This is a genomic window from Aquirufa nivalisilvae (assembly GCF_004307455.1).
Taxonomy (GTDB): domain Bacteria; phylum Bacteroidota; class Bacteroidia; order Cytophagales; family Spirosomataceae; genus Aquirufa; species Aquirufa nivalisilvae.
On record NZ_SEWX01000004.1, the window covers coordinates 1 to 21,048 of the forward strand.

At 39.0% G+C, this 21,048-nt stretch carries 18 protein-coding genes; 9 read left to right on the top strand and 9 right to left on the bottom strand.

Annotated features, from left to right (window positions below; genetic code table 11):
• Positions 1-278: 278 nt before the first annotated feature.
• Complete coding sequence (kbl, locus tag EWU22_RS05800; RefSeq protein WP_130924796.1) at positions 279-1,466, bottom strand: glycine C-acetyltransferase; 1,188 nt, start codon at positions 1,464-1,466, stop codon at positions 279-281.
• Positions 1,467-1,479: 13 nt separating this feature from the next.
• Positions 1,480-2,424: an NAD-dependent epimerase/dehydratase family protein gene (locus EWU22_RS05805; RefSeq protein ID WP_130924797.1), complete on the bottom strand. Its 945-nt coding sequence runs from the start codon at positions 2,422-2,424 to the stop codon at positions 1,480-1,482.
• A 294-nt stretch (positions 2,425-2,718) separates the two neighbouring features.
• On the opposite strand from EWU22_RS05805, the gene EWU22_RS05810 reads away from it, so the two are divergent.
• The gene (locus EWU22_RS05810) at positions 2,719-3,330 is read left to right on the top strand and encodes a carbohydrate-binding protein (RefSeq protein ID WP_130924798.1); all 612 of its coding nucleotides are present in this window, start codon (positions 2,719-2,721) and stop codon (positions 3,328-3,330) included.
• Positions 3,331-3,395: 65 nt separating this feature from the next.
• On the opposite strand, the gene EWU22_RS05815 is transcribed toward EWU22_RS05810, so the two are convergent.
• The 3 genes from EWU22_RS05815 to EWU22_RS05825 are packed head-to-tail and all read right to left on the bottom strand — an operon-like array spanning position 3,396 to position 6,120.
• The gene (locus EWU22_RS05815) at positions 3,396-4,385 is read right to left on the bottom strand and encodes an aldo/keto reductase (protein ID WP_130924799.1); all 990 of its coding nucleotides are present in this window, start codon (positions 4,383-4,385) and stop codon (positions 3,396-3,398) included.
• Positions 4,386-4,402: 17 nt separating this feature from the next.
• Complete coding sequence (locus EWU22_RS05820) at positions 4,403-5,302, bottom strand: helix-turn-helix domain-containing protein (protein ID WP_130924800.1); 900 nt, start codon at positions 5,300-5,302, stop codon at positions 4,403-4,405.
• A gap of 11 nt (positions 5,303-5,313) precedes the next feature.
• Positions 5,314-6,120 (bottom strand): hypothetical protein, encoded by an 807-nt coding sequence (locus EWU22_RS05825; protein ID WP_130924801.1) that lies wholly within the window; start codon positions 6,118-6,120, stop codon positions 5,314-5,316.
• A gap of 267 nt (positions 6,121-6,387) precedes the next feature.
• On the opposite strand from EWU22_RS05825, the gene EWU22_RS05830 reads away from it, so the two are divergent.
• Positions 6,388-7,212 carry an SGNH/GDSL hydrolase family protein gene (locus EWU22_RS05830; RefSeq protein WP_130924802.1) on the top strand — a complete coding sequence of 275 codons (825 nt, stop codon included), beginning with the start codon at positions 6,388-6,390 and terminating at the stop codon, positions 7,210-7,212.
• A gap of 21 nt (positions 7,213-7,233) precedes the next feature.
• Here EWU22_RS05830 and EWU22_RS05835 read toward each other — a convergent pair whose 3' ends face one another.
• Positions 7,234-7,791, bottom strand: a complete 558-nt coding sequence (locus EWU22_RS05835) for an acyl-CoA thioesterase (protein ID WP_130924803.1) — start codon at positions 7,789-7,791, stop codon at positions 7,234-7,236.
• A gap of 3 nt (positions 7,792-7,794) precedes the next feature.
• Complete coding sequence (gene cobA, locus EWU22_RS05840; protein ID WP_130924804.1) at positions 7,795-8,553, bottom strand: uroporphyrinogen-III C-methyltransferase; 759 nt, start codon at positions 8,551-8,553, stop codon at positions 7,795-7,797.
• Positions 8,554-9,003: 450 nt separating this feature from the next.
• Here cobA and nirB point away from each other — a divergent pair, with 450 nt between their 5' ends.
• From nirB to EWU22_RS05875, 7 genes are read left to right on the top strand one after another with little or no spacing between them, the layout of a single operon-like run.
• Positions 9,004-11,499, top strand: coding sequence for a nitrite reductase large subunit NirB (gene nirB, locus EWU22_RS05845; RefSeq protein WP_130924805.1), 2,496 nt, complete (start codon positions 9,004-9,006; stop codon positions 11,497-11,499).
• Positions 11,500-11,519: 20 nt separating this feature from the next.
• Positions 11,520-11,876: a nitrite reductase small subunit NirD gene (gene nirD, locus EWU22_RS05850; RefSeq protein ID WP_109322411.1), complete on the top strand. Its 357-nt coding sequence runs from the start codon at positions 11,520-11,522 to the stop codon at positions 11,874-11,876.
• Between the two features lie 22 nt (positions 11,877-11,898).
• Positions 11,899-13,359 carry an alginate export family protein gene (locus tag EWU22_RS05855; RefSeq protein WP_231962776.1) on the top strand — a complete coding sequence of 487 codons (1,461 nt, stop codon included), beginning with the start codon at positions 11,899-11,901 and terminating at the stop codon, positions 13,357-13,359.
• Between the two features lie 20 nt (positions 13,360-13,379).
• The gene (locus EWU22_RS05860) at positions 13,380-14,660 is read left to right on the top strand and encodes a NarK family nitrate/nitrite MFS transporter (protein WP_130924807.1); all 1,281 of its coding nucleotides are present in this window, start codon (positions 13,380-13,382) and stop codon (positions 14,658-14,660) included.
• Positions 14,661-14,678: 18 nt separating this feature from the next.
• Positions 14,679-18,218 (top strand): nitrate reductase, encoded by a 3,540-nt coding sequence (locus EWU22_RS05865; protein WP_130924808.1) that lies wholly within the window; start codon positions 14,679-14,681, stop codon positions 18,216-18,218.
• On the top strand, positions 18,199-18,702 hold the full coding sequence (locus EWU22_RS05870) for a nitrate reductase associated protein (RefSeq protein WP_109322415.1): 504 nt from the start codon (positions 18,199-18,201) through the stop codon (positions 18,700-18,702). Before EWU22_RS05865 ends, EWU22_RS05870 begins: the two co-directional genes overlap by 20 nt.
• On the top strand, positions 18,699-20,129 hold the full coding sequence (locus EWU22_RS05875; RefSeq protein ID WP_130924809.1) for a rubredoxin: 1,431 nt from the start codon (positions 18,699-18,701) through the stop codon (positions 20,127-20,129). Before EWU22_RS05870 ends, EWU22_RS05875 begins: the two co-directional genes overlap by 4 nt.
• Here EWU22_RS05875 and mobA read toward each other — a convergent pair.
• Positions 20,122-20,703 carry a molybdenum cofactor guanylyltransferase gene (gene mobA / locus EWU22_RS05880; protein WP_130924810.1) on the bottom strand — a complete coding sequence of 194 codons (582 nt, stop codon included), beginning with the start codon at positions 20,701-20,703 and terminating at the stop codon, positions 20,122-20,124. The genes EWU22_RS05875 and mobA overlap by 8 nt on opposite strands.
• Positions 20,700-20,975, bottom strand: a complete 276-nt coding sequence (locus EWU22_RS05885; RefSeq protein ID WP_130924811.1) for a SelT/SelW/SelH family protein — start codon at positions 20,973-20,975, stop codon at positions 20,700-20,702. Before EWU22_RS05885 ends, mobA begins: the two co-directional genes overlap by 4 nt.
• Between the last annotated feature and the right edge of the window lie 73 nt (positions 20,976-21,048).

Sequence of the window (21,048 nt, forward strand, 5' to 3'; positions counted from 1 at the left end):
TGTCACTAAAATGACGAAGACGTCTTTGTGACACACTTTGAAGATACAACTTTTTGTTGGCCATAATTAATAGATTTTAAGTTTAAAATTTTACTTTTAAACGGTCAACCTATTTCAGGCATTGACAAGGGTTTAGTTATTAGTTATTAGGGATTGTTAAATTTAGTTTTGAATTAAAATTTCGGATTTGAAACTTTTATTCAAGTTTAGAAGACTATGATATCCTTCAAAAAGAATAAATAAACGTCAATAACTAATCCCTAATAACTAAACACGCTTTAAATCACTCCTAATTCTTTTCCCACCTTAGTAAATGCTGCAATGGCTTTGTCTAGGTGTGATTGATCATGAGCTGCGGAAAGTTGTACACGAATTCTCGCTTTCCCTTGAGCTACTACAGGGTAGAAGAATCCAACTACATAGATACCTTCTTCCAACATGCGAGCTGCAAATGTCTGAGCAATTTTAGCATCATAAAGCATCACTGGCACGATAGGGTGGAAGCCCGGTTTAATATCAAAACCTGCGGCAGTCATTTGCTCGCGAAAATATACGGTGTTTTCATCTAATTTATCTCGTAAGGCAGTTGACTCAGTTAATAAGTCTAAGACTTCAATGGATGCAGCTGTGATAGCAGGAGCTAAGGTATTGGAGAATAAATATGGTCTAGAACGTTGACGTAATAATTCGATAATCTCTTTTCTCCCCGAAGTAAATCCTCCAGATGCTCCACCTAAAGCCTTTCCTAAAGTACCTGTGATGATATCAATTCGCCCCATGACATTAAAATGTTCATGCGTTCCTCTCCCTGTTTTACCAATAAAACCGCTGGCATGGCATTCGTCTATCATGACCAATGCTTGGTACTTGTCGGCTAAATCACAAATTTTATCTAAAGGAGCCACAGAACCGTCCATGGAAAACGCCCCGTCACTGACAATGATACGGTGACGACAGCCTTGAGCTGCGATTAATTGTTTTTCTAGGTCTTCCATATCGATATTCTTATATCGGAAGCGCTGAGCTTTGCATAAACGTACCCCATCAATGATGGAGGCGTGATTTAGTTCATCTGAAATGATGGCATCCTCTGCCGAAAATAATGGTTCAAAAACACCTCCATTGGCATCAAATGCCGCAGCGTACAAGATGGTGTCTTCTGTACCTAAAAATTCGGAAATCTTTTGTTCTAAAGCTTTATGAATATCCTGTGTACCACAGATAAATCGAACGGAGGATAAGCCAAATCCATGTGAATCGATGCCTTTTTTAGCGGCTTCAATTACTCGGGGATGTGAGGATAATCCCAAATAATTATTAGCACAGAAATTGATGACTTCTTGCCCTGTATTTAATTGTATATCCGCTCCTTGTGGGCTGGTGATAACGCGTTCTTGTTTGAATAATCCAGCTTCTTTGATGGATTGTAGTTCTTCTTGTAGAGGTCCTTGTAATGTTTGGTACATGATCGTTGATGTATTATTTTCTTAGGTTACTAATCATATCTTGGGTTAACTTGCTCAGGTCGAATTCAGGTTTCCATGCCCAGTCACGTTGTGCCATTTGGTCATCGATGGAAGCAGGCCAAGAATCCGCTATGGCTTGCCTTGGATCATGAGAAGCATAGTTGAGCTGAAAATGGGGAATATGCTTTTTGATTTCTTCAGCTAGTATTTCTGGCGTAAAACTTAAACCAGCAAAATTATAACTGGAACGAATTTGGATTTTATCAGCTGGAGCATCCATGAGTTCAATGGTTCCTCGGATGGCATCTTCCATATACATCATTGGTAATTCCGTTCCTTCGGAAAGAAACGAAGAATAAGAGCCTTTTTTCAACGCCTCATGAAAGATATGAATGGCGTAGTCAGTTGTACCACCGCCAGGGGCCGCTTTCCATGAAATTAAACCGGGGTAACGGATACTTCGTACATCTAATTGATACTTTTGATGGTAGTATTCACACCAGCGCTCTCCTGCCAATTTACTAATACCATACACCGTATTAGGGTCCATGGTACAGTACTGAGGCGTTTGTTGTTTGGGGGAATTCGGGCCAAATACGGCAATGGAGCTTGGCCAATACACTTTAGCGGTTTTATAAGCTAAAGAAAAGTCTAGCACATTCAACAAGCCATTCATGTTCAAATCCCAGGCCAATTTTGGATTTTGTTCTCCTGTGGCGGAGAGTAAAGCCGCCAATAGATAAACTTGGGTAGGCTGATATTTTTGATAAATCTCTTTGAGGTTGTCTTTGTCTAAGACATTGACAAATTCAAAAGGACCAGCATGTAGTGTTTCGTAATCAGGGCGGCGGATATCACAAGCTACGACATTGTCGTTATGATAGGCCTTTCGAAGTGAGTTGACTAGTTCGGTACCAATTTGACCATTGGAACCCAAAACCAATATTTTTTCTGACATGTGCTTGTTGATGAGTAGATAGGCAAAGGTAGAAAAAATGTGAGTCCCATGTGTCGAAAATTGATTGGAAAAAGATGAAATGGTAAAAGGTGATTCAAATCGGATGGGAATATGATCACCTGTTACCTCCTGATCAAATCAATAATTTGACTTATTTTTTTTCTCTTTTTTTGCTTCCTTTTTCTCCTTCGGAGTTTTCGTAGCTTCTTTTTTCTCAGTTTTTTTGGAATTCATTCCCTTGGCCATAGCAGTAAAGGTTAGATGGTTTCATATTTCCTGCAAGGAAGGTAAAATATGATGGAATGCCAAGGTTTAGCCATGGCTTTGCATGAACTATTCAGGATATTAGCTAATTTTATTTCAAATTCTAAACCTAAATCAAACATCATGCTTCATTCCATTTTAGTGGTCACTATGCTCTTTGGTGGGCTACATGCTCGTTTTTTTGAATATTCCCTGCTTCAAAATAAAACAAAGAAAGAATTTCCGTCGAATCGCCCAGCTCGTATTCAACGCGATGCACCAGGTAATTATCTATTAAGTGCTGCCAAGGGGAAGGCGATTGGTCCCAATATTAAATTCATGCCAGAATACCAGGCTTTTGGCTGGTTTACTTCCAAAGATCGTGTGGAATGGGAAGTGGATGTGCAGAAAGCAGGGGATTATCAAGTAGAAATCAATTATTCAGTTGATAATGCCGAGGCAGGTAAAGAATTCATTTTGTCGAGTCCTTCAGCCCAATTAGTAGGAAAAGTTCCTCCCAGTGGAAGTTGGGAAACATATAAAATCCTAAAAGCCGGGAAAATCCATTTGAATCCAGGTGTTCAAAAATTAGTATTTAAGTCCAAGACCCAATTTAAAGCAGGTGGTGCCATATTGGATTTGAGAGCCATTGTTTTGAGATGATTTAGGTAAACGAAAAAACAGGTAGCTGAGGCTGCCTGTTTTAATTTGGACTTGAAAATTTGAAACTATCTACCTACCATTTTCATGGCTGCTTCTGAGTATCTAGCTCCATGTATTTGAATTTTAGCGGAGGCATTTTCTATTTCTTCAATCTCATTTGGATTTAGATTTAAATGTACTGAAAGTAAATTTTCATGTAATCGGTGCAATTTCGTGGTGCCAGGTATAGGTGAGATCCAAGGTTTTTTGGCTAAGAGCCATGCTAAACAAATTTGAGCTGGAGTAGCATTTCTCATTTGACCAATTTGTTGGAGCAATTCCACCAAAGCCTGATTGCTATTTCTTGCTTCCGCAGTAAACCTAGGCAACGTACTTCGGAAATCATTTTCTTTTAACTCGGTATTTACATCAATTTTACCAGTTAAGAAGCCTTTCCCCAGTGGGCTAAATGGAACAAAGCCAATTCCTAATTCTTCTAATAAGGGGATGATTTCCTGTTCAGGTTCTCTTGTCCAAAGGGAATATTCACTTTGGAGTGTCGTGACAGCCTGCTCCAGATGTGCCTTTCGAATGGTAGCTGCTCCTGCTTCCGATAAGCCAAAATGCTTCACCTTTCCTTCTTGAATCAAATCCTTTACTGTTCCTGCCACCTCTTCAATCGGTATTTCTGGGTCTACTCGGTGTTGGTAAAACAGGTCAATGGCATCTACTTTCAATCGTTTTAAGGATGCTTCTGCCACACGACGAATATTAGCTGGACTGCTATCTAAGCCTAGCATTTTACCATCTTTTGGGTCTATTTTAAAGCCAAATTTGGTAGCAATAACCACTTGATTTTTGAATGGCGCCAAAGCTTTCCCTACCAATTCTTCATTGATATAAGGACCATAAACTTCAGCGGTATCAAAAAAGGTAATACCGTGTTCGAATGCAACGTGCATGAGCTTAATCATTTCTTGATCATCCGCTTTGTCACCATAGCCGAAGCTCATTCCCATACAACCAAGTCCCAATTCAGAGACTTCAAGATTTTTTCCAAGGATTCTTTTTTTCATGTTGTAAAAATATATTGTTAGGTATTTCTGAATTTTAAAGGGCTAATGCCTGTATTTTTCTTAAAGAAGTTATTGAAATAACTTACCTCATTGAAGCCTAAAGCAAATGCGATTTCTGAGATATTCCAATCACTGAATTTTAACATGACTTTAGCTTCTTGAACAATGCGCTCTGCAATAATTTGTGAAGTGGTTTTTTCTGTGGTCTCCTTGATGGCTCGGTTCAAATGATTGACATGTACAGATAATTGATTGGCAAAGTCGGAAGCATTTTTTAATTGAATAAATGGATGAGATTCTTCTATGGGGAATTGTCGCTCCAATAATTCTAAAAATAGCATCGATATCCGTTGGTTGGCATTTACTGGGCTATGCTTATTGGCATTTACTGGTTCTAATTTTAACGCATTATGTATAGCTTCAAAGGTTAAATTTCTCAGAACATCATACTTGTGGATATAATCGGAGCTAATTTCAGCGAGCATTCTATTATATAACTCCTCAAATTGATTGTAGGACTCATCACTTAATTCAAAAACAGGAATTCCTTGTGGTTGGTAAATGGAATAGCTATTAATATTCCCAAATTGTTTGAAAAAATCTTGGTTAAAGATGCAGAAATAACCGCTGGTAAGATTTTCAATACTTTCCCATTTGTAAGGAATCATGGGATTTGAAAAGACAATAGCCTGCTTTTTTACATCCACAAATTTATTAGCGTAATGAACGCGGCCCTGTCCTTTTACTAAGGTGATTTTGTAAAAATCTCTCCTTTTGTATGGAGTTGGTTTTGCTTTGATACCAATATATGGGTCCAATTTGAATACATTGAAATGTCCCCATTCCTTTTTTAGATTTTCTGGAACCCAATTGAATTTATTTCGATAAAACTCTTCTAAGTTGATTAATTTTTCCATGTTCAAAATCTCTATAAAGTTTTAAATTTCTTTTGAAATTGATAAACCAAAGCAATGTTCCAAACAAAATCATTTCCTGGAATGGTAGAATTTATTTTTTGATTTAAAATAGAACTGATAGATATAGGCATGTGGGAATTGGTTATACTCAATGACATGGTGGCGTAAGTTCCCGCTTGATTATCCATGATTAAATAAAATAGCTGTGGGTTGAGTCTCAAAAACGTGTTTTTTACAATGGGAATAGCCGAAATGCTACTGTTTATGGTCATGAAATGCGTATTGTTGGTTGTACCCTCCGTCATCCCATGAGAATACAAATAATAGGCCCCCACACTAAATCGATTTGAAATAATTAAGCTAGGTGAAAATTCACTTGCAAGGTATTGAGTAGGATTTAATAGTTCTTTGGGACTTCCAGTTTTATCATAGAGCCATGTGCTTTTAAATGCCACCGATGGGTGCATACCCAATGTAAATCGAAATTTCTTAGTTTGAATAGCCTTGTATCGGAACCAAAATAGAAATGACCAAGGCTTACCTTCAAGAGAAAAGCGTAGTTGAGGCTCAAAAGCTAGTTTTTCGCTGCCAACAGAAAGATCAAAAATGGCTGCGGGTTTTCCAAGTGTAAAGGTCGGAATGACCGAAATGCCGTTTTGTGTAATTAAAGCACTACCCGAAATATGGTACACAGCTTTTGAGCTATCTCCCGGCGCATCTTCCGCTTTTAAGGGAGTCAAGCTGCAAGTAATGCATAAGCTAATAATCCCAATGATGGCCAATTGAAAAGAGAAATGGGTTAAACGCCAATGGTTCATATCAAACATTGTTTTGTTTTTCAAATGCAAATTTCCTTCAAATTAGGTAATTAAACAGTATATCAATCAAATAGTAAATTATAAAAATCAAACAATTTGATGGGAAGGTGAATGTGTAGGAATCACCAATTAGTTAGATATGATAGTCTAGTTTTTTTACCCAATTGATTCCTCATTTTTGATTTTTAAAGAATTTTGTCCAATTTCAACTAGGGAGTCGGCAGTTTATCTGATTCTTTTTTGAAAACCTATCGACTATAAAACCACATGAAAAAGCTAGTACTTCTGTTCTTCTTTGTCCTACTTCATGCATCTTTTACACAAAGAGAAATTACTTGGGTGGCTATTGGTGATTCCATTACCTATTTAAATGAGCACCCCGATGAAACAGGAAATAGAATTACCAAAGGATATATGACTGGCGTGGTAGAAAAGTTGCCAGCTTTTCATTATATCAATAAAGGATACAATGGCTGGACAGCAGTTAAAATTGCGACAGACATAGAAAAGTTGAATATTCCTTCGGCCGACGTCTATTCGATATTTTTAGGAACCAATGATTGGTGGGGCTCCAAGCCATTGGGAACATTGGCCGATTATGAAAATAATACGGGTGTGGCTACTGTTCAAGGTTCATTTCGAGTGATCATAAATAAGTTAAGAAGCCTAAATGCTCAAGCCAAAATCGTTTTGATTACCCCGATGCAGCGGGTAGATTTTGTTTATATTAATAATTATAAGAACAATGCATTTGGTTCTTACAAAGAAAAAAACGGTCAGCATTTAGAGCAATTTGCCGATGCCATCGTAGCGATAGCCAAAAAGGAGGGCATTCCTGTGGTGGATTTATACCATAAAAAGGGAATGGATCATGCCAAATTGGTACGTTTTAAATATTTAAAAGATCCAGCAACGGGCCAATACAAGAAATTTTCATATCCTGATTTTGTGGATGTGCCATTTAACCCAACGACGGATGAATACCCATATCCTGTGGAGGCTTCCCATGTAACTTACGATGGACTCCATCCATCCGATGAAGGATACGAAATGATTACTAAAGAGTTAGTCAAGGTTTTTAAAAAGTGGTAATTTATTAGGTCAGAAAGGGGCTTAATTGCTTAAAAAGCATTTATCAGTTTCTTGGCATTCTCCTTTTAATTCGTTGAATTGCTGGTCTTTCACAGCAGTTTTTAAGAGTTCTCTTTTCTCTAATGAAAGTTTTCGGATGATTTTTCCTTTGCAAAAACGACGAAGCTGTACTTCATTTTCTAAAATGATACCTGGTACTGTCGTTAGGTTTCCTTCCGAATCTTTAGCCGCCATGGTGAAATAGCAGGAGTTCGTATGCCGCACTATGCCATCTGTGGGTTTGAAAGATTCCACTCGCATCCCTACAATCATGGTAGTTTTGCCAACGTATATGATGGAGGCTTTGATGGTGACCAATTCGCCCACTTCTACGGCTTGTTTGAATTCAACACCCTCTACCGCTACAGTGACACAATATTGTCCACTGTGCTTAGAGGCACAAATAAACGCTACTTTGTCCATCAGTGAGAGTAGAATTCCTCCATGTATTTTTCCGCCAAAATTGGCATAGGAAGGAATCATGAGTTCTGTGTAAATGGTTTCTGAATCCATCACACTTTTTTGTAATTGATCGGACATGTTTTATTGGTTAACGGTGGCTTGTATCAAAGAGTTTAACTGAGTGCGGTGAAGCTTGACAACTTCACCTACTATGATGATGGCAGGGTTGCTAATTCCAGCATATTCTGCTTTAAATTGAATATCACGTGTCGTGCCAATGACCATTTTTTCATCTGGTCGGGTACCATTTTGAATGATAGCAACAGGCGTTTTGCTTTTGCCACATTGCTGAAAAATATCCATAATGGCTTCTAATTTGCTCATGGCCATGAGTATAATGACTGTAGCAGATGACTGAGCTGCCCAAAATATATCCGAAGAGATTTCTCCATTGGCTGTGGTGCCCGTAGTGACCCAAAAGCTTTCATTGATGCCACGACAAGTTAGTGGAATTCTTTGAGAGGCTGGAACGGCCAACGCACTCGATATGCCAGGGATAATGTCGACTTGTATACCTGCAGATTCAGCTGCTTCTATTTCTTCTTGCGCACGACCAAATACGAAAGGGTCACCTCCTTTTAATCGAACAATATTGAAATATTGTTGTGAAAGTTCTACAATACGGTCATTTATCTCATGTTGGGACAATGCGTGGCAGCCAAATCTTTTGCCTACAAATTCAAGGTGGCAGTCGGGTCTTGCATGATTTAAAAGTTGGGGATTCGCCAGTGCATCATATAAAATCACATCCGCTTCTTGAAGAATGCGCACCGCCTTCAATGTCAGTAATTCAGGGTCGCCGGGTCCAGCACCGACTAGAAATAATCGTTTAGTAGACATGCTTGTTCTTGGTTTGTTCTTGGTTAAATACAATTTGTAAGTGAAAAGCTAATGTTCTCAATTATAAACCTGCATGTAAATCTAGTTAGCTAAGTTTAATTTTTGCCTATTTATTATTATTTTTTTGTAAAATGATTAAAAATGAATTTAAAAATTGATTGAAATTTAATCTAAAACCGAATAATCAATAAAAATAGGTTAAATATTTTCCTAAAATACTTGTTTTGTATTTTTAGATGGTCAATATTTGCAACAGATTAAAAGCATTTATATAACAACGATTGTCCTTTTTTAGCATTTTAAGGAAATTTCAAAATGTTCCAAAATAAAATAGTCGCTTAGCTCACTATTTTGTTTCTCATCAACAAGGATACATACTAGTCAAGATTAAATTGGAAAAATTCAATTTTATCTGATGAAAGTTTTTAGCACATTGTAACATCAAGCATCATGAAAATTATCATCATCGGCAATGGAATGGTTGGCTATAAGTTTTGCGAAAAACTGATAGCAAAAAATCCACAAGGCGTAGAACTCATTGTATTTGGAGAGGAAATTAGGCCGGCCTATGACCGTGTCCACCTCAGTGAATTTTTCTCAGGAAAGACTGCCAAAGATTTAGAAATGGCTCCAGCTTCTTGGTATGAAGAACATGGAATCAAACTGTATATGGGTGATCCTATTATGCATTTGGACTGCCAAAATAAGTCTGTTAAATCCCATGCTGGAATAATAGAAACCTACGATTACTTAGTTTTTGCAACGGGTTCATCTGCCTTTGTTCCACCCATTCCTGGTGTGGAAAAAGACGGAGTATTTATTTATCGCACCATAGAAGATTTGGAAATGATGCGCGACTGGGCCCCCAAAGCTAAGAAAGGCGCTGTGATAGGCGGTGGACTCTTAGGTTTGGAAGCAGCTAAAGCCATGATTGATTTGGGCGTTTCTGATACCCATGTGATTGAATTTGCTCCTCGCTTAATGCCTCGACAAATAGATGAAGCTGGTTCCAAGATTTTACAAGCCAAGTTAGAATCGATTGGCCTACATATTCTGACATCAACAAATACCTTGGAAATTACAGGTACTGATAAAATTGAAGGCATGCGCTTTCAAAATGATGAGCTCTTGGAAGTAGATATGCTTGTTATTTCAGCCGGTATTAAACCTCGGGATGAATTAGCTAAAAGTGCTGGTTTAGCTGTAGGTCCTCGGGGTGGGATTTTGGTTGACTCGCAGATGATCACTTCTGATCCTCATATTTTGGCCATTGGAGAATGTGCTTTGTATGAGGGGATGATCTATGGTTTAGTAGCCCCTGGGTATGAAATGGCTGAAGTTGCCATAGCTACCTTATTAGGTTCGGACAAGCAGTTTACCGGATTTGACATGAGTACCAAATTGAAATTGATTGGTATTGATGTGGCAAGTTTTGGAAATCCTTTTTCTACAGATGAGGATGTTCGATCGATTGTACTAGAGGATCGAAATAAAGGAATATATAAACGCGTCAATATTAGTGCTGATGGTAAAATGCTTTTAGGAGGTATTCTGATTGGAGATGCAGAACAGTATAATATGCTGTTACAAACCTGTAAAAATCAAGTAGTTCTCCCCCCTAATCCTGAAGATATCATGTTAGGTTCTCGAGGTGGCGAATCTGAAGGAGGGGCAGGCGTACTGAGTTTACCGGATGAGGCTATGATTTGCAGCTGCGAAGCCGTAAGTAAAGGAGATATTTGTTCCCACGTAATCAATGGGGCGGAAAACGTAGAGGCCATTAAAAAATGCACCAAGGCAGGCACCGGTTGTGGTGGGTGTGTTCCCATGGTCAAAGATATCGTAAATCATACATTAAAATCACAAGGCATTTATGTACGCAATGTCATTTGTGAGCATTTTGATTATTCTCGACAAGAGCTTTTGGATTTAGTGCATTTGCACAATTTGAGATCTTATGATGAGGTACTTTCAGCGCATGGACATGGGGATGGTTGTGAAGTTTGTAAGCCTTTAGTTGCTTCCTTAATTGCCAGTCTCTGGAATGAGATGATTTTGGATAAGGGGAATGATACGGCTCAAGATAGTAATGATCGTTTTTTAGCTAACATTCAAAAAGGAGGCACTTATTCCGTGGTACCCCGTATTCCTGGTGGAGAAATTACACCTGACAAGCTCATTGTCATTGGGGAAGTGGCTAAGGAATATCACCTGTATACCAAAATCACGGGTGGTCAGCGCATTGATTTATTCGGGGCTCACTTAACGGATTTGCCTGCTATTTGGGAAAAACTCATAGCTGCAGGTTTTGAAAGTGGACATGCTTATGGTAAAGCATTACGTACAGTAAAAAGCTGTGTGGGCAGTACTTGGTGCCGCTTTGGCTTGCATGACTCTGTAAGTTTTGCCATTCAAATTGAGGAAAGGTATCGCGGAATTAGGGCGCCACATAAAATCAAAGGTGGTGTTTCAGGTTGTATTCGTGAATGTGCCGAAGCACAAAGTAAGGACTTTGGTATTATAGCGACCGAGAAAGGGTGGAACCTACATGTATGTGGAAATGGTGGTTCTAAACCCCAGCATGCCCTATTGCTTGCCAGCGACATCGATTCAGAAACCTGCATTCGCTACATCGACCGCTTTTTGATGTTTTACATCAAAACAGCTGATCCTTTAACTCGTACCGCTACTTGGTTGAATAAATTGGATGGAGGTATCGATTACCTACGCAATGTAGTAGTAAATGATAGCTTAGGTTTAGCCGAGGAATTGGAAAGTGAAATGCAAAAACTGGTGGATAATTATGTCTGTGAATGGAAAGCTGCAGTAGAAAACCCAGAGTTCAGAAAACGTTTCAGCCATTTTGTTAATGCGCCAGAAGAGAAAGACCCAACGGTCAATTTTGAAGTTTTACGTGATCAAAAGAAGGCAAAAGCCTGGAATTAATTAGCCTAACTAGTACAATTATGGTAGAGACAATGAATAAAACATGGTTCCTGGCTTGCCAGGTACAAGATGTGCCCGAAAATGGAGGAGTTTGTGTCAAAGTAAAAGACCAACAAATTGCCTTGTTCCATTTCGCCCGACGTGGAGAATGGTATGCTACTCAAAATGAATGTCCACATCGTCAACAAATGGCGCTAAGTCGTGGAATGATTGGCTCACAGGGAGAAGAACCTAAAGTGGCTTGTCCATTTCACAAAAAGACTTTTTCGCTTAAAACAGGAGCTTGTTTATCAGGTGATGTAGAGGCTATCAAGACCTATTCGGTCATGGTCAAGGATGAATCTGTGTACATTTTTATGGAAAGCGATGAAATATAAACTACTACTACTTCTATTGTTAATGTGTAGCCCCCTTTTGGCGCAATTATCATTTACAGGACAATTAAGAACTCGCACGGAGTATCGTGATGGAGTGGGGACTTTACGTTTAAAATCCATTGATCCAGCCTTTTTTACATCTCAAAGAACTCGACTGACTGCAGCTTACAAAAATAGTCGCGTTCAGTTTCAAGCAACTCTACAAGATGTACGCGTTTGGGGCCAAGATGCTTCTACTATTTCAGCCAATGATGGGAGTAAATTAGGTGTTCATGAGGCTTGGGCAGAAGTTACACTTTTGAATAAGTCTGACAGCACTTTACCTAAAGGACTAGATTATTTGGCCTTGAAAATTGGTCGCCAAGAATTATTATACGATGATTCACGTTTATTGGGTAATTTGGATTGGTTGCAACAAGCGCGTCGTCATGATGCCGTACTTCTTAAAATGTTGCACCATGGATGGCGGGCTGACCTAGGTTTGGCATTTAATCAAAATACCGACGCTTTTCAGTATGATGGTACTTATTATACTCCAGCCAATGTGATTCCGTATATCAAAGACAGTAAGGGAAATTTGGTAGCAAGCCCAGCTGGAATGATCCCCACTGTCAATGCCCAAGGAATTTCAAGTAAATCAGGTTCTTTGGCGGTATTAAATCCTCCAAGCACCAATGCTTTAGGTCAAAATTATAAATCCTTACAATTTTTATATGTATCCAAAAGCTTTTCAACTAGCAAACTGACTGGACTTTTATTGAGTGATCAATTTGGGGCTTATACCCTGGACTCAACTAGAAATGTGGCTGGCCGTGATACAGGTTATGTATTTGGAAGAAAGTATCATTCTTCTCTGAATCATGCTCGATTTACTTATGGCCTCACCTTATCAAGTATGTTAGAAAAATCAAAGAAAGTCCAATTAAATGCAGGCTTTTTCTATCAGTCTGGACACGACAAAGAAGGGCTATTGCTTGATGCATTTACTTCCACTTTAGCTGTTAGTATGCAACATAAACTATGGAGCTATACTTTGGGTTGGGATTACGTTTCTGGAAATGATGCTTTTTCAAGCTCTCAAGTGAATCACCGCTTTGATCCATTATATGGGACACCTCATAAATTTTGGGGATACATGGATTATTTCTACGTAGCCACAGGGTCACCATTAGGTGGTTTATCTAATGTCTATGCCAAAGCGAAATACCTTTCCAAGAATAAGCGATTTAGTACAGGATTTGACCTTCATTATTTTGCATTAGCCAATCAGCAAAAGCGATTGGATGGGCAGCTTCTAGATGCCTATTTGGGAATGGAGTTGGATTGGATTAGTACGTATATGCTAAATAAATCCAGTCAAATCGAAGTAGGCTTGTGTGCGCTGAATGCCAGTGACTCCATGGAATATGCTAAATCAATAACACCTGGAACAAGTCAAAAAAATGCCCAATGGGCCTATTTACAATTAAATATCCTTTTATAATCCACCTAAATATTAATCTGATGAATACGATCAAACCTCTCGAAAAATTACATGTCTTTTCATTCAAAGGCGTGCAAATGCGTACTTTTCATATTACATGGTTGACTTTTTTTGTTTGTTTCTTTGGCTGGTTTGGTTTAGCTCCACTGATGCCAACGATCAAGGAAACATTGCATTTGAGTAAGTCTCAAATCGGCAATATCATCATTGCTTCCGTTTCAGGAACGATCATTGCACGCTTATTAATAGGCCGTTTATGTGATACTTGGGGACCACGAAAAACATATACAGCTTTACTATTATTGGGTTCTATACCTGTGATGGGGGTGGGTTTAGCTAACAGCTACGAAAGCTTCTTGTTATTCCGATTAGCTATAAGTATTGTGGGTGCATCCTTTGTTATCACTCAATTTCATACTTCCATTATGTTTTCTCCTGCCATAAAGGGGACAGCCAATGCCGTTGCTGGTGGTTGGGGGAATTTAGGTGGAGGAGTAACGAATATGGTCATGCCATTGATTTTTTCTGCCATTGTTGGGTTTGGATACATCAAAGCTGACGCATGGAGATATGCAATGATCTTCCCTGGCATATTAATGTTGATCATGGCTTTTGTTTATTACCGTTATACAAAGGATACTCCTGCCGGCAATTACGATGAAATAGAAAGGTCGGCCGATCAAAAAAGTAAAACAGATTATTCTGTTTTAAAAGATTGGAGAATTTGGGCTCTTTCTTTAGCCTATGCGGTATGTTTTGGTATGGAAATTACATTCGACAATGTTGCGGCCTTGCATTTTGTTCAAGAATATGGCTTGACACAAAGCACGGCAGGTATCTGCGCTGGAGCATTTGGCTTTATGAATATTTTTGCTCGTGCATTAGGGGGAATTTTTGCCGATAAAGTAGGTAAGACTTATGGTATGCGAGGCAAAGGTTTGCTTTTAGCAACAGTGTTATTGTTGGAAGGACTAGGCCTAATCATGTTTGCCAATGCAGGTAACTTAACCATGGCTATTTTATCCATGATTGGTTTTGCACTTTTCTTAAAAATGGCCAACGGTACTACATACGCTATCACACCATTTGTCAATGCCAAAAATGTAGGATTAGTCAGTGGAATTGTAGGAGCGGGTGGAAACGTTGGAGGCATGATGTTCGGTTTCTTATTTAAGAGCGAGAATATTACTTACATGCAAGCATTTGCTTACATAGGATTAATTGTCATCGCCATTTCGGTCATTATTTTCATCACGCGTTTTTCGGAGCCTAAAAAGGCAATGGAACTTAATTTGGCATAATTATCACAAAAACACCTCATGGATAAGCACTTAAAAGCTGGGTTTACGGAGCATTTGAGTACCTGCTGTTACTGTGGGGTAGGCTGCGGTGTATCTATACAAAAAGATCCCTTAGGTAGAATTTGGGTGGAAGGCGAGCAAGGTCATCCAGTAAATCAAGGGCAACTTTGTAGTAAAGGGATGAATTTGCACCATACAGTCAATGATACCTCCGACAGGCTACTTTATCCAGAGGTTCGCTTCGGTAAAAGTCAGCCTCGACAAAGGGTCACTTGGGATATTGCTTTAGAGCGCACCGCGGCCGTGTTTCGTTCATTAATTGAAAAATATGGGCCTGATTCTGTGGCATTCTACGCTTCAGGTCAATGTTTAACAGAAGAATATTATGTGATTAATAAGCTCATCAAAGGTTTTATAGGTTCCAATAACATAGATACCAATTCCCGCCTTTGCATGAGTTCAGCAGTAGTAGGGTATAAAATGGCTTTAGGAGAAGATTCCGTGCCAGTTTCCTACGAGGATTTAGACCATGCAGATGTGATTTTTGTAGCTGGAGCCAATCCCGCTTGGTGTCATCCTATTTTGTGGAGAAGGGTTGAAGCTGCCAAGGAACGTAATCCAGATTTAAAGATTATTGTTAGCGATCCACGAAAAACGCAGACCTGCTCCATTGCAGATGTCCATTTGCAACTGAATCCTGGTACCGATATTATCTTGCATCATGCCATTGGTCGCGCACTCATCGAAATGGGTGCTATTGATTTGGCTTTTGTAGCGAATCATACGGAAGGGTTTGCACGTTATCAAGAGTCCGTGATGCAAAGGACCTTGGAAGAAGCAGCTCATTTATGTGGGGTTTCATGTAAAGACATATTTACAGCAGCATCATACATTAAAAATGCACAGGGTTTTATGACCATGTGGACCATGGGATTGAATCAAAGTGCCGTGGGAGTGAGTAAAAATCTTTCATTGATTAATTTGAACCTCATCACTGGTCAAATCGGTCGACCCGGCGCTGGTCCATTGTCTTTAACAGGTCAACCCAATGCTATGGGGGGGAGAGAAGTAGGAGGATTATCCAATTTACTTCCAGCTCATCGAGATTTATTAAATCCTGAGCATCGGGCCGAAGTAGAAGATTTTTGGTCCGTTCCTCGCGGACGAATCGCCGCCAAACCGGGCCTTAGTGCTACCGAAATGTTTGAAGCACTGGAATCAGGCAAATTAAAGGCTGTTTGGATTATTTGTACTAATCCATTAATCAGTATGCCTGATGTTCGTCGAGTAGAACAGGCCTTTAAAAAAGCCAAATTTGTAGTGGTACAGGACATTTCCAACAAAGTGGAAACTTTAGCATATGCCGATGTAGTATTGCCTGCAGCCTCATGGGCAGAGAAAGAAGGTACCATGACCAATGCCGAAAGAAGAATAAGTTACTTACCCAAGGTATTGAATGCACCCGGAGAGGCAATTCCCGACGCTGAAATTATTTGTCGATTTGCTCAAAAAATGGGTTTCAAGGGCTTCGACTTTAAAAATTCAGCTGATATATATGCAGAACATGTGCAATTGACCCAAGGGACAAATGTGGACATGAGTGGATTGAGTCATGCTATTTTGAAGCAAAAAAGAACGGTTCAGTGGCCTTATACCCAAGGACAAAGTGGTCAAGGTACACCCCGTTTATTCACGGATAATCAGTTTTTTACGGCCTCGCAAAAAGCACAAATACATACGGTTTCAGATGAAAATACCTCAGAGAAGATATCAGAAGAATTCCCTTTTATTTTAACTACAGGCAGAATTCGAGATCAGTGGCATACGATGTCTAAGACGGGGAAAGTGAATAAATTGAAACAACATATTCATGAATCATTTCTGGAAATTCATCCTGAGGATGCCCAAAAATTAGGTATTCAGGATCAGTCGCTGGTAGAAATTGAAAATAAGCGAGGGCTAGCTCGTGTCAAAGCCAAACTATCTCCAGACATTAAAAAGGGAGTGTTGTTTATGCCCATGCATTGGGGGAAAATGGGAAAATTAGACTTGAATCGAGCGAATAATTTGACCCAAAATTTAGTTGATCCCAAAAGCAAAGAGCCTGATTTTAAGTTTTCGGCAGTTTCTGTAAAGCTTTATACTAAATCAAAGCAAAAGATCATCGTAGTTGGTGCAGGCGCAGGTGCATGCGGCTTTGTGAAGTCGTATCGACAATACAATACGGATGATAGCATTGAGGTATTCAGTAAAGAAAATTTGCCATTCTACAACCGAGTTTTACTTCCTGATTATATCAATGGTACACTTCCTTGGGTTAATCTAGTCAAGATGTCGGAGGAAGAGGAATTGGAACATCAATTTACCTTACATCGGGGTGTCTGGATGACTTCGGTGAATCGCGAAGAAAAGCAAGTAGTTGATAATTTGGGCCGTAGTCATAGCTACGATGTATTGATTCTAGCTACAGGAAGTAGACCTGCTCTTTTACGTGAAATCCCTTCTTTAGCAGGTATTTTCACCATGCGTAGTCGTATGGATGCGGATCGCTTTTTAGCCCATATTGACCCAGGTCGGGGTCCTGTATTAATTGTTGGTGGAGGATTATTGGGGATAGAATTGGCTGCTTCCTTGCAAGAAATGCATGTAAAAGTGACGATTATTCATCGAAATTCGCGGTTTATGGACCGACAACTGGATCCTTTGGGTAGTCAATTATTGCATGAGGAATTAGTAGATCGCGGAATTGGGATACATTACAACGATGAAATAGAGCGATTTGTTGGAGATGAAAAAATAGAAGCTGTGCGTTTGAAAAGTGGATTGACTTTAACTTGTCAAGCCATGGTTATCGCCATAGGTACCATTCCAAATATTGAATTAGCCAAGGAGGCTGGATTAAAAACACAAAGAGGAATTTGTGTGGATGAATATTTACAAACCAATGATCCACATATTTATGCCATTGGTGAAATTGCTGAATGTGATGGAGCCTTATTTGGGATAACGGCTGCGGCAGAGCAACAAGCAGAAATTGTGGCTCGATATTTATCTGGTGATATTTCAGCTCAATATTCAGGTTCATTATTGATGAATATTTTGAAAATGCATGGTACGGATTTTTGTTCGATGGGTGTCATTGAACTTCCTCAGAACCCTGCATATGAGGAAGTGGTGTTTATAGATAAGACCAAGCGATATTATAAAAAATGTATTATTCATAATGACCGATTGGTAGGAGCCATATTGATTGGAGATAAGCGTGAATTCTTGGAATTTAAAAATCTGATAGAAAATAAGATTGAATTAAGTGAAAAACGCCTGCAATTACTTCGTTCAGGGGAAGCTCCCGAACCTGTAATTGGTAGGTTAATTTGTAGTTGCAATGGAGTAGGGGAAGGGAATTTGCTTAAAAAAATAGATGCGGGATGTACGGACCACTTACAATTATGTCAGTTGAGTGGAGCAGGAATGGGTTGCGGAAGTTGTCGCCCCGAAGTGAAATCGATTTTAGATCATAGCTTAAAATTGAAACATCATGAAACAGTTATTGGATAAACCTTCGATCTTTAAAGGTCAAAAAGGGCTAGAATATTTTGAATTTGAAGAGGATTTTGTAGAAGCGAATATGCGGTGTATTCCCATGGTAGTTCGCTTTAAATTGGATCAAGTAAAGATCAAGTTGAAATTACATGAATGGGCTAAGTTTTCAGCTGCCGAGAAATTGGCTTTAGCTCTTGCTCCTACAGAAAGTTTAGCGGATAAAATGAATTATAAGGATAAATTGAGGTCTTTGGTTTTTCAATATACCAAGGAGGACATGAGTGAATTAGACCCAAGTCGATTGATATTTGATTGGATGGATGGATTAGTTGTCCCTGCTCGTCTTCAAGAAAAAGCCAAAGAATTTGGTTGGAAAGTCTCTGTCCAACAATGGGGGCAATTGAGTCATTTACAGCGATATGCCTTGTTGAAATTAACTAATCCTGGGCATGAGAATAAGAATTTTCCCATTGCCATGCGCGAATTTAATATCGTATGAATTACGTAAAGATTAATTTTCTGGGGGGTATCATTTCGCCAGGAGATCTTTTGGAAATATTGGACTTGCTAGATCGCTTGTACATTCGCTATGTAAGTTTTGGTTTACGTCAACAGTTGATCATTCCAGTAGAAGAAGATCTAATTCCTGCTTTGCAAGCTGGATTAGAGTCTAAAGGAATAAATTATGAGTTAAATTCTGAGATTTATCCCAACATTGTTAGTTCCTATCCTGCAGAAGATATTTTTATTCAAGGTACGTGGCTAAGTGAAGGGGTATATCGTGACATTTTAGATGGAATTGATTTTTCTCCTCAATTGAAGATTAATATTTCGGATTCCAATCAAAGTTTCACCCCATTGTTAACGGGAAATATTAATTGGGTGGCATCAGTTAATGAGGCCCATTTCTGGCATTTATTCATTCGTTTTCCCAAAACCAATGTAGTCTACCCTTGGACAGAACTCGTTCATACCCAAGATGTGGCCTCTTTTTCTAAGTCCTTGGAAAGTTTGATTTTAAGTGATCTTCCCACTTTTTATGACCAAGAAAATGCCAGTGGGACGGAGTTAATGTCTCGCATGAATTTGAGACCATACATTTTACGAAGAGCTCAAGAACAGGCTAAATTACCAGATTTTAATTTGCCTTATTATGAAGGCTTAAATCGCTACAATAATCGGTATTGGCTAGGGATTTATCGGAGAGAAGAAAGATTTACGGTGGCATTTCTACGGGAGGCATGCCAACTCTGTATGGCTACCAAAGTGGGTCAGATGGGTTCCACACCTTGGAAGTCCTTGATTATCAAAGGTATTGTGGAGTCGGACAAAGGAGCGTGGAATTTATTGCTAGAAAAGCATCAAATTAATATGCGCCATGCAGCGAATGAACTCAATTTTCAAGTAGAAGACCATTGCCCTGAGGGATTGGCTTTAAAACAATATTTGGTACGACATTTGAATGAAGAAGATACACGGACCTTTGGCTTGAGTATCGGTATTAAAACAAGGAAAAAATCGGAGGTATTTGGTGGAATAGTGGTTAGAAGAAGACCTCTTTTATTTGGGCTTTTTCATGTGTATGATATTTTATGTGCCAATGATTTTAATCCCAATCAACGAACAGGTTCTTTATATGGATCTGGACTGCCCAAATTTATTTTAGGGGAACAATTACGTCGTGCAATTTTGAGCTTTTATAAATTTCGTTCTTCTCAAGTGAAATCCTTCATGGAGCCTGTCGTTGTCCAAGAAGAGATTAAGTTGAGTTTATGTCAATGTCCAGCTTGCTTGACGATTTATAATCCTGAGTTTGGAGATGATTCCCAGCAAATTCCAGCAGGAACACTTTTTGAGGACTTACCCGATGATTATGTCTGTGAAATGTGTGAAGCGCCTAAACTTACTTTTGTTTCAATTAGTTGATTTCCTCAGGAGTATTACAATTGATAAAGTTCTTCGTATTTTCAGCCGAAACTGGTTTTATAGCCGCCTGCAGTCTATTCAAAATAGATATTAAGCTTGTAGGTATGAGTTCTTTTTTTTCTAACAAAGCAGAGAGTTTTTCTAAGCCATTGGCTGAATAAATAGCACACATTGGCTCAATTTGCTCCCCATTTTGATATACCCAAGCTAAGGCATTAGGCTGGGAATTTCGGAATTCCATTAAATCTTGTAGACAAGAAATTTCCATGTTGGGCATGTCACAGGCTAACACCAGAATATCTTCCTTTGGATAGGATAGATGAGCAGATAATATACCCTGGATTGGGCCAGGTGCCACAATATCTGGATGGTCAAGAATGATATTAGCAGGAGGAATATGTGGGGAATAGCTAGAAGTTTGTAAGGGATTTATTCCTACATAACTCTTGATTCCGCAGGATTGTAGCTTGTTCCACGCAGATTTAGCCCATATTTCACCCGTTTTTGTTACTAATAGGCCTTTGTCAGACCCCATACGAAGGCTTTTTCCTCCCGCCATGACTAGTCCTATCATCGGTCAGAATGTCCCAAGGACTTTTCTGGGCAGATTTTATCTCGTAGTATTTGCTTTAATTCCTTAATCTCCATAAAACCACCATTCGTTTTTCTATCAAACAAGAGCTCATGGTTGATATATAGAGCGAACTCTCCTGAGGTTTCACTGGGTTGTAATGTTACTGCTCCCAATTCTGTTTCGAACGTACTTAACATCTCTTGGGCCACATAGGCTGCACGAAGAAGCCAATGGCATTTAGGACAATAGGAAATCGTTAAGGTTGGTTTCATGTCAGTGTATCTTCTAAAAAGCTTTATTAAAATGGTGGATCATTCAAATAAATTTACCTAATTTATTGAAAAA

Coding starts and splice junctions, on each gene's coding strand:
- kbl (WP_130924796.1), bottom strand. CDS start 1,466: ATGTACCAAACATTACAAGGACCTCTACAAGAAGAACTACAATCCATC.
- EWU22_RS05805 (WP_130924797.1), bottom strand. CDS start 2,424: ATGTCAGAAAAAATATTGGTTTTGGGTTCCAATGGTCAAATTGGTACC.
- EWU22_RS05810 (WP_130924798.1), top strand. CDS start 2,719: ATGATGGAATGCCAAGGTTTAGCCATGGCTTTGCATGAACTATTCAGG.
- EWU22_RS05815 (WP_130924799.1), bottom strand. CDS start 4,385: ATGAAAAAAAGAATCCTTGGAAAAAATCTTGAAGTCTCTGAATTGGGA.
- EWU22_RS05820 (WP_130924800.1), bottom strand. CDS start 5,302: ATGGAAAAATTAATCAACTTAGAAGAGTTTTATCGAAATAAATTCAAT.
- EWU22_RS05825 (WP_130924801.1), bottom strand. CDS start 6,120: ATGAACCATTGGCGTTTAACCCATTTCTCTTTTCAATTGGCCATCATT.
- EWU22_RS05830 (WP_130924802.1), top strand. CDS start 6,388: ATGAAAAAGCTAGTACTTCTGTTCTTCTTTGTCCTACTTCATGCATCT.
- EWU22_RS05835 (WP_130924803.1), bottom strand. CDS start 7,791: ATGTCCGATCAATTACAAAAAAGTGTGATGGATTCAGAAACCATTTAC.
- cobA (WP_130924804.1), bottom strand. CDS start 8,553: ATGTCTACTAAACGATTATTTCTAGTCGGTGCTGGACCCGGCGACCCT.
- nirB (WP_130924805.1), top strand. CDS start 9,004: ATGAAAATTATCATCATCGGCAATGGAATGGTTGGCTATAAGTTTTGC.
- nirD (WP_109322411.1), top strand. CDS start 11,520: ATGGTAGAGACAATGAATAAAACATGGTTCCTGGCTTGCCAGGTACAA.
- EWU22_RS05855 (WP_231962776.1), top strand. CDS start 11,899: ATGTGTAGCCCCCTTTTGGCGCAATTATCATTTACAGGACAATTAAGA.
- EWU22_RS05860 (WP_130924807.1), top strand. CDS start 13,380: ATGAATACGATCAAACCTCTCGAAAAATTACATGTCTTTTCATTCAAA.
- EWU22_RS05865 (WP_130924808.1), top strand. CDS start 14,679: ATGGATAAGCACTTAAAAGCTGGGTTTACGGAGCATTTGAGTACCTGC.
- EWU22_RS05870 (WP_109322415.1), top strand. CDS start 18,199: ATGAAACAGTTATTGGATAAACCTTCGATCTTTAAAGGTCAAAAAGGG.
- EWU22_RS05875 (WP_130924809.1), top strand. CDS start 18,699: ATGAATTACGTAAAGATTAATTTTCTGGGGGGTATCATTTCGCCAGGA.
- mobA (WP_130924810.1), bottom strand. CDS start 20,703: ATGATAGGACTAGTCATGGCGGGAGGAAAAAGCCTTCGTATGGGGTCT.
- EWU22_RS05885 (WP_130924811.1), bottom strand. CDS start 20,975: ATGAAACCAACCTTAACGATTTCCTATTGTCCTAAATGCCATTGGCTT.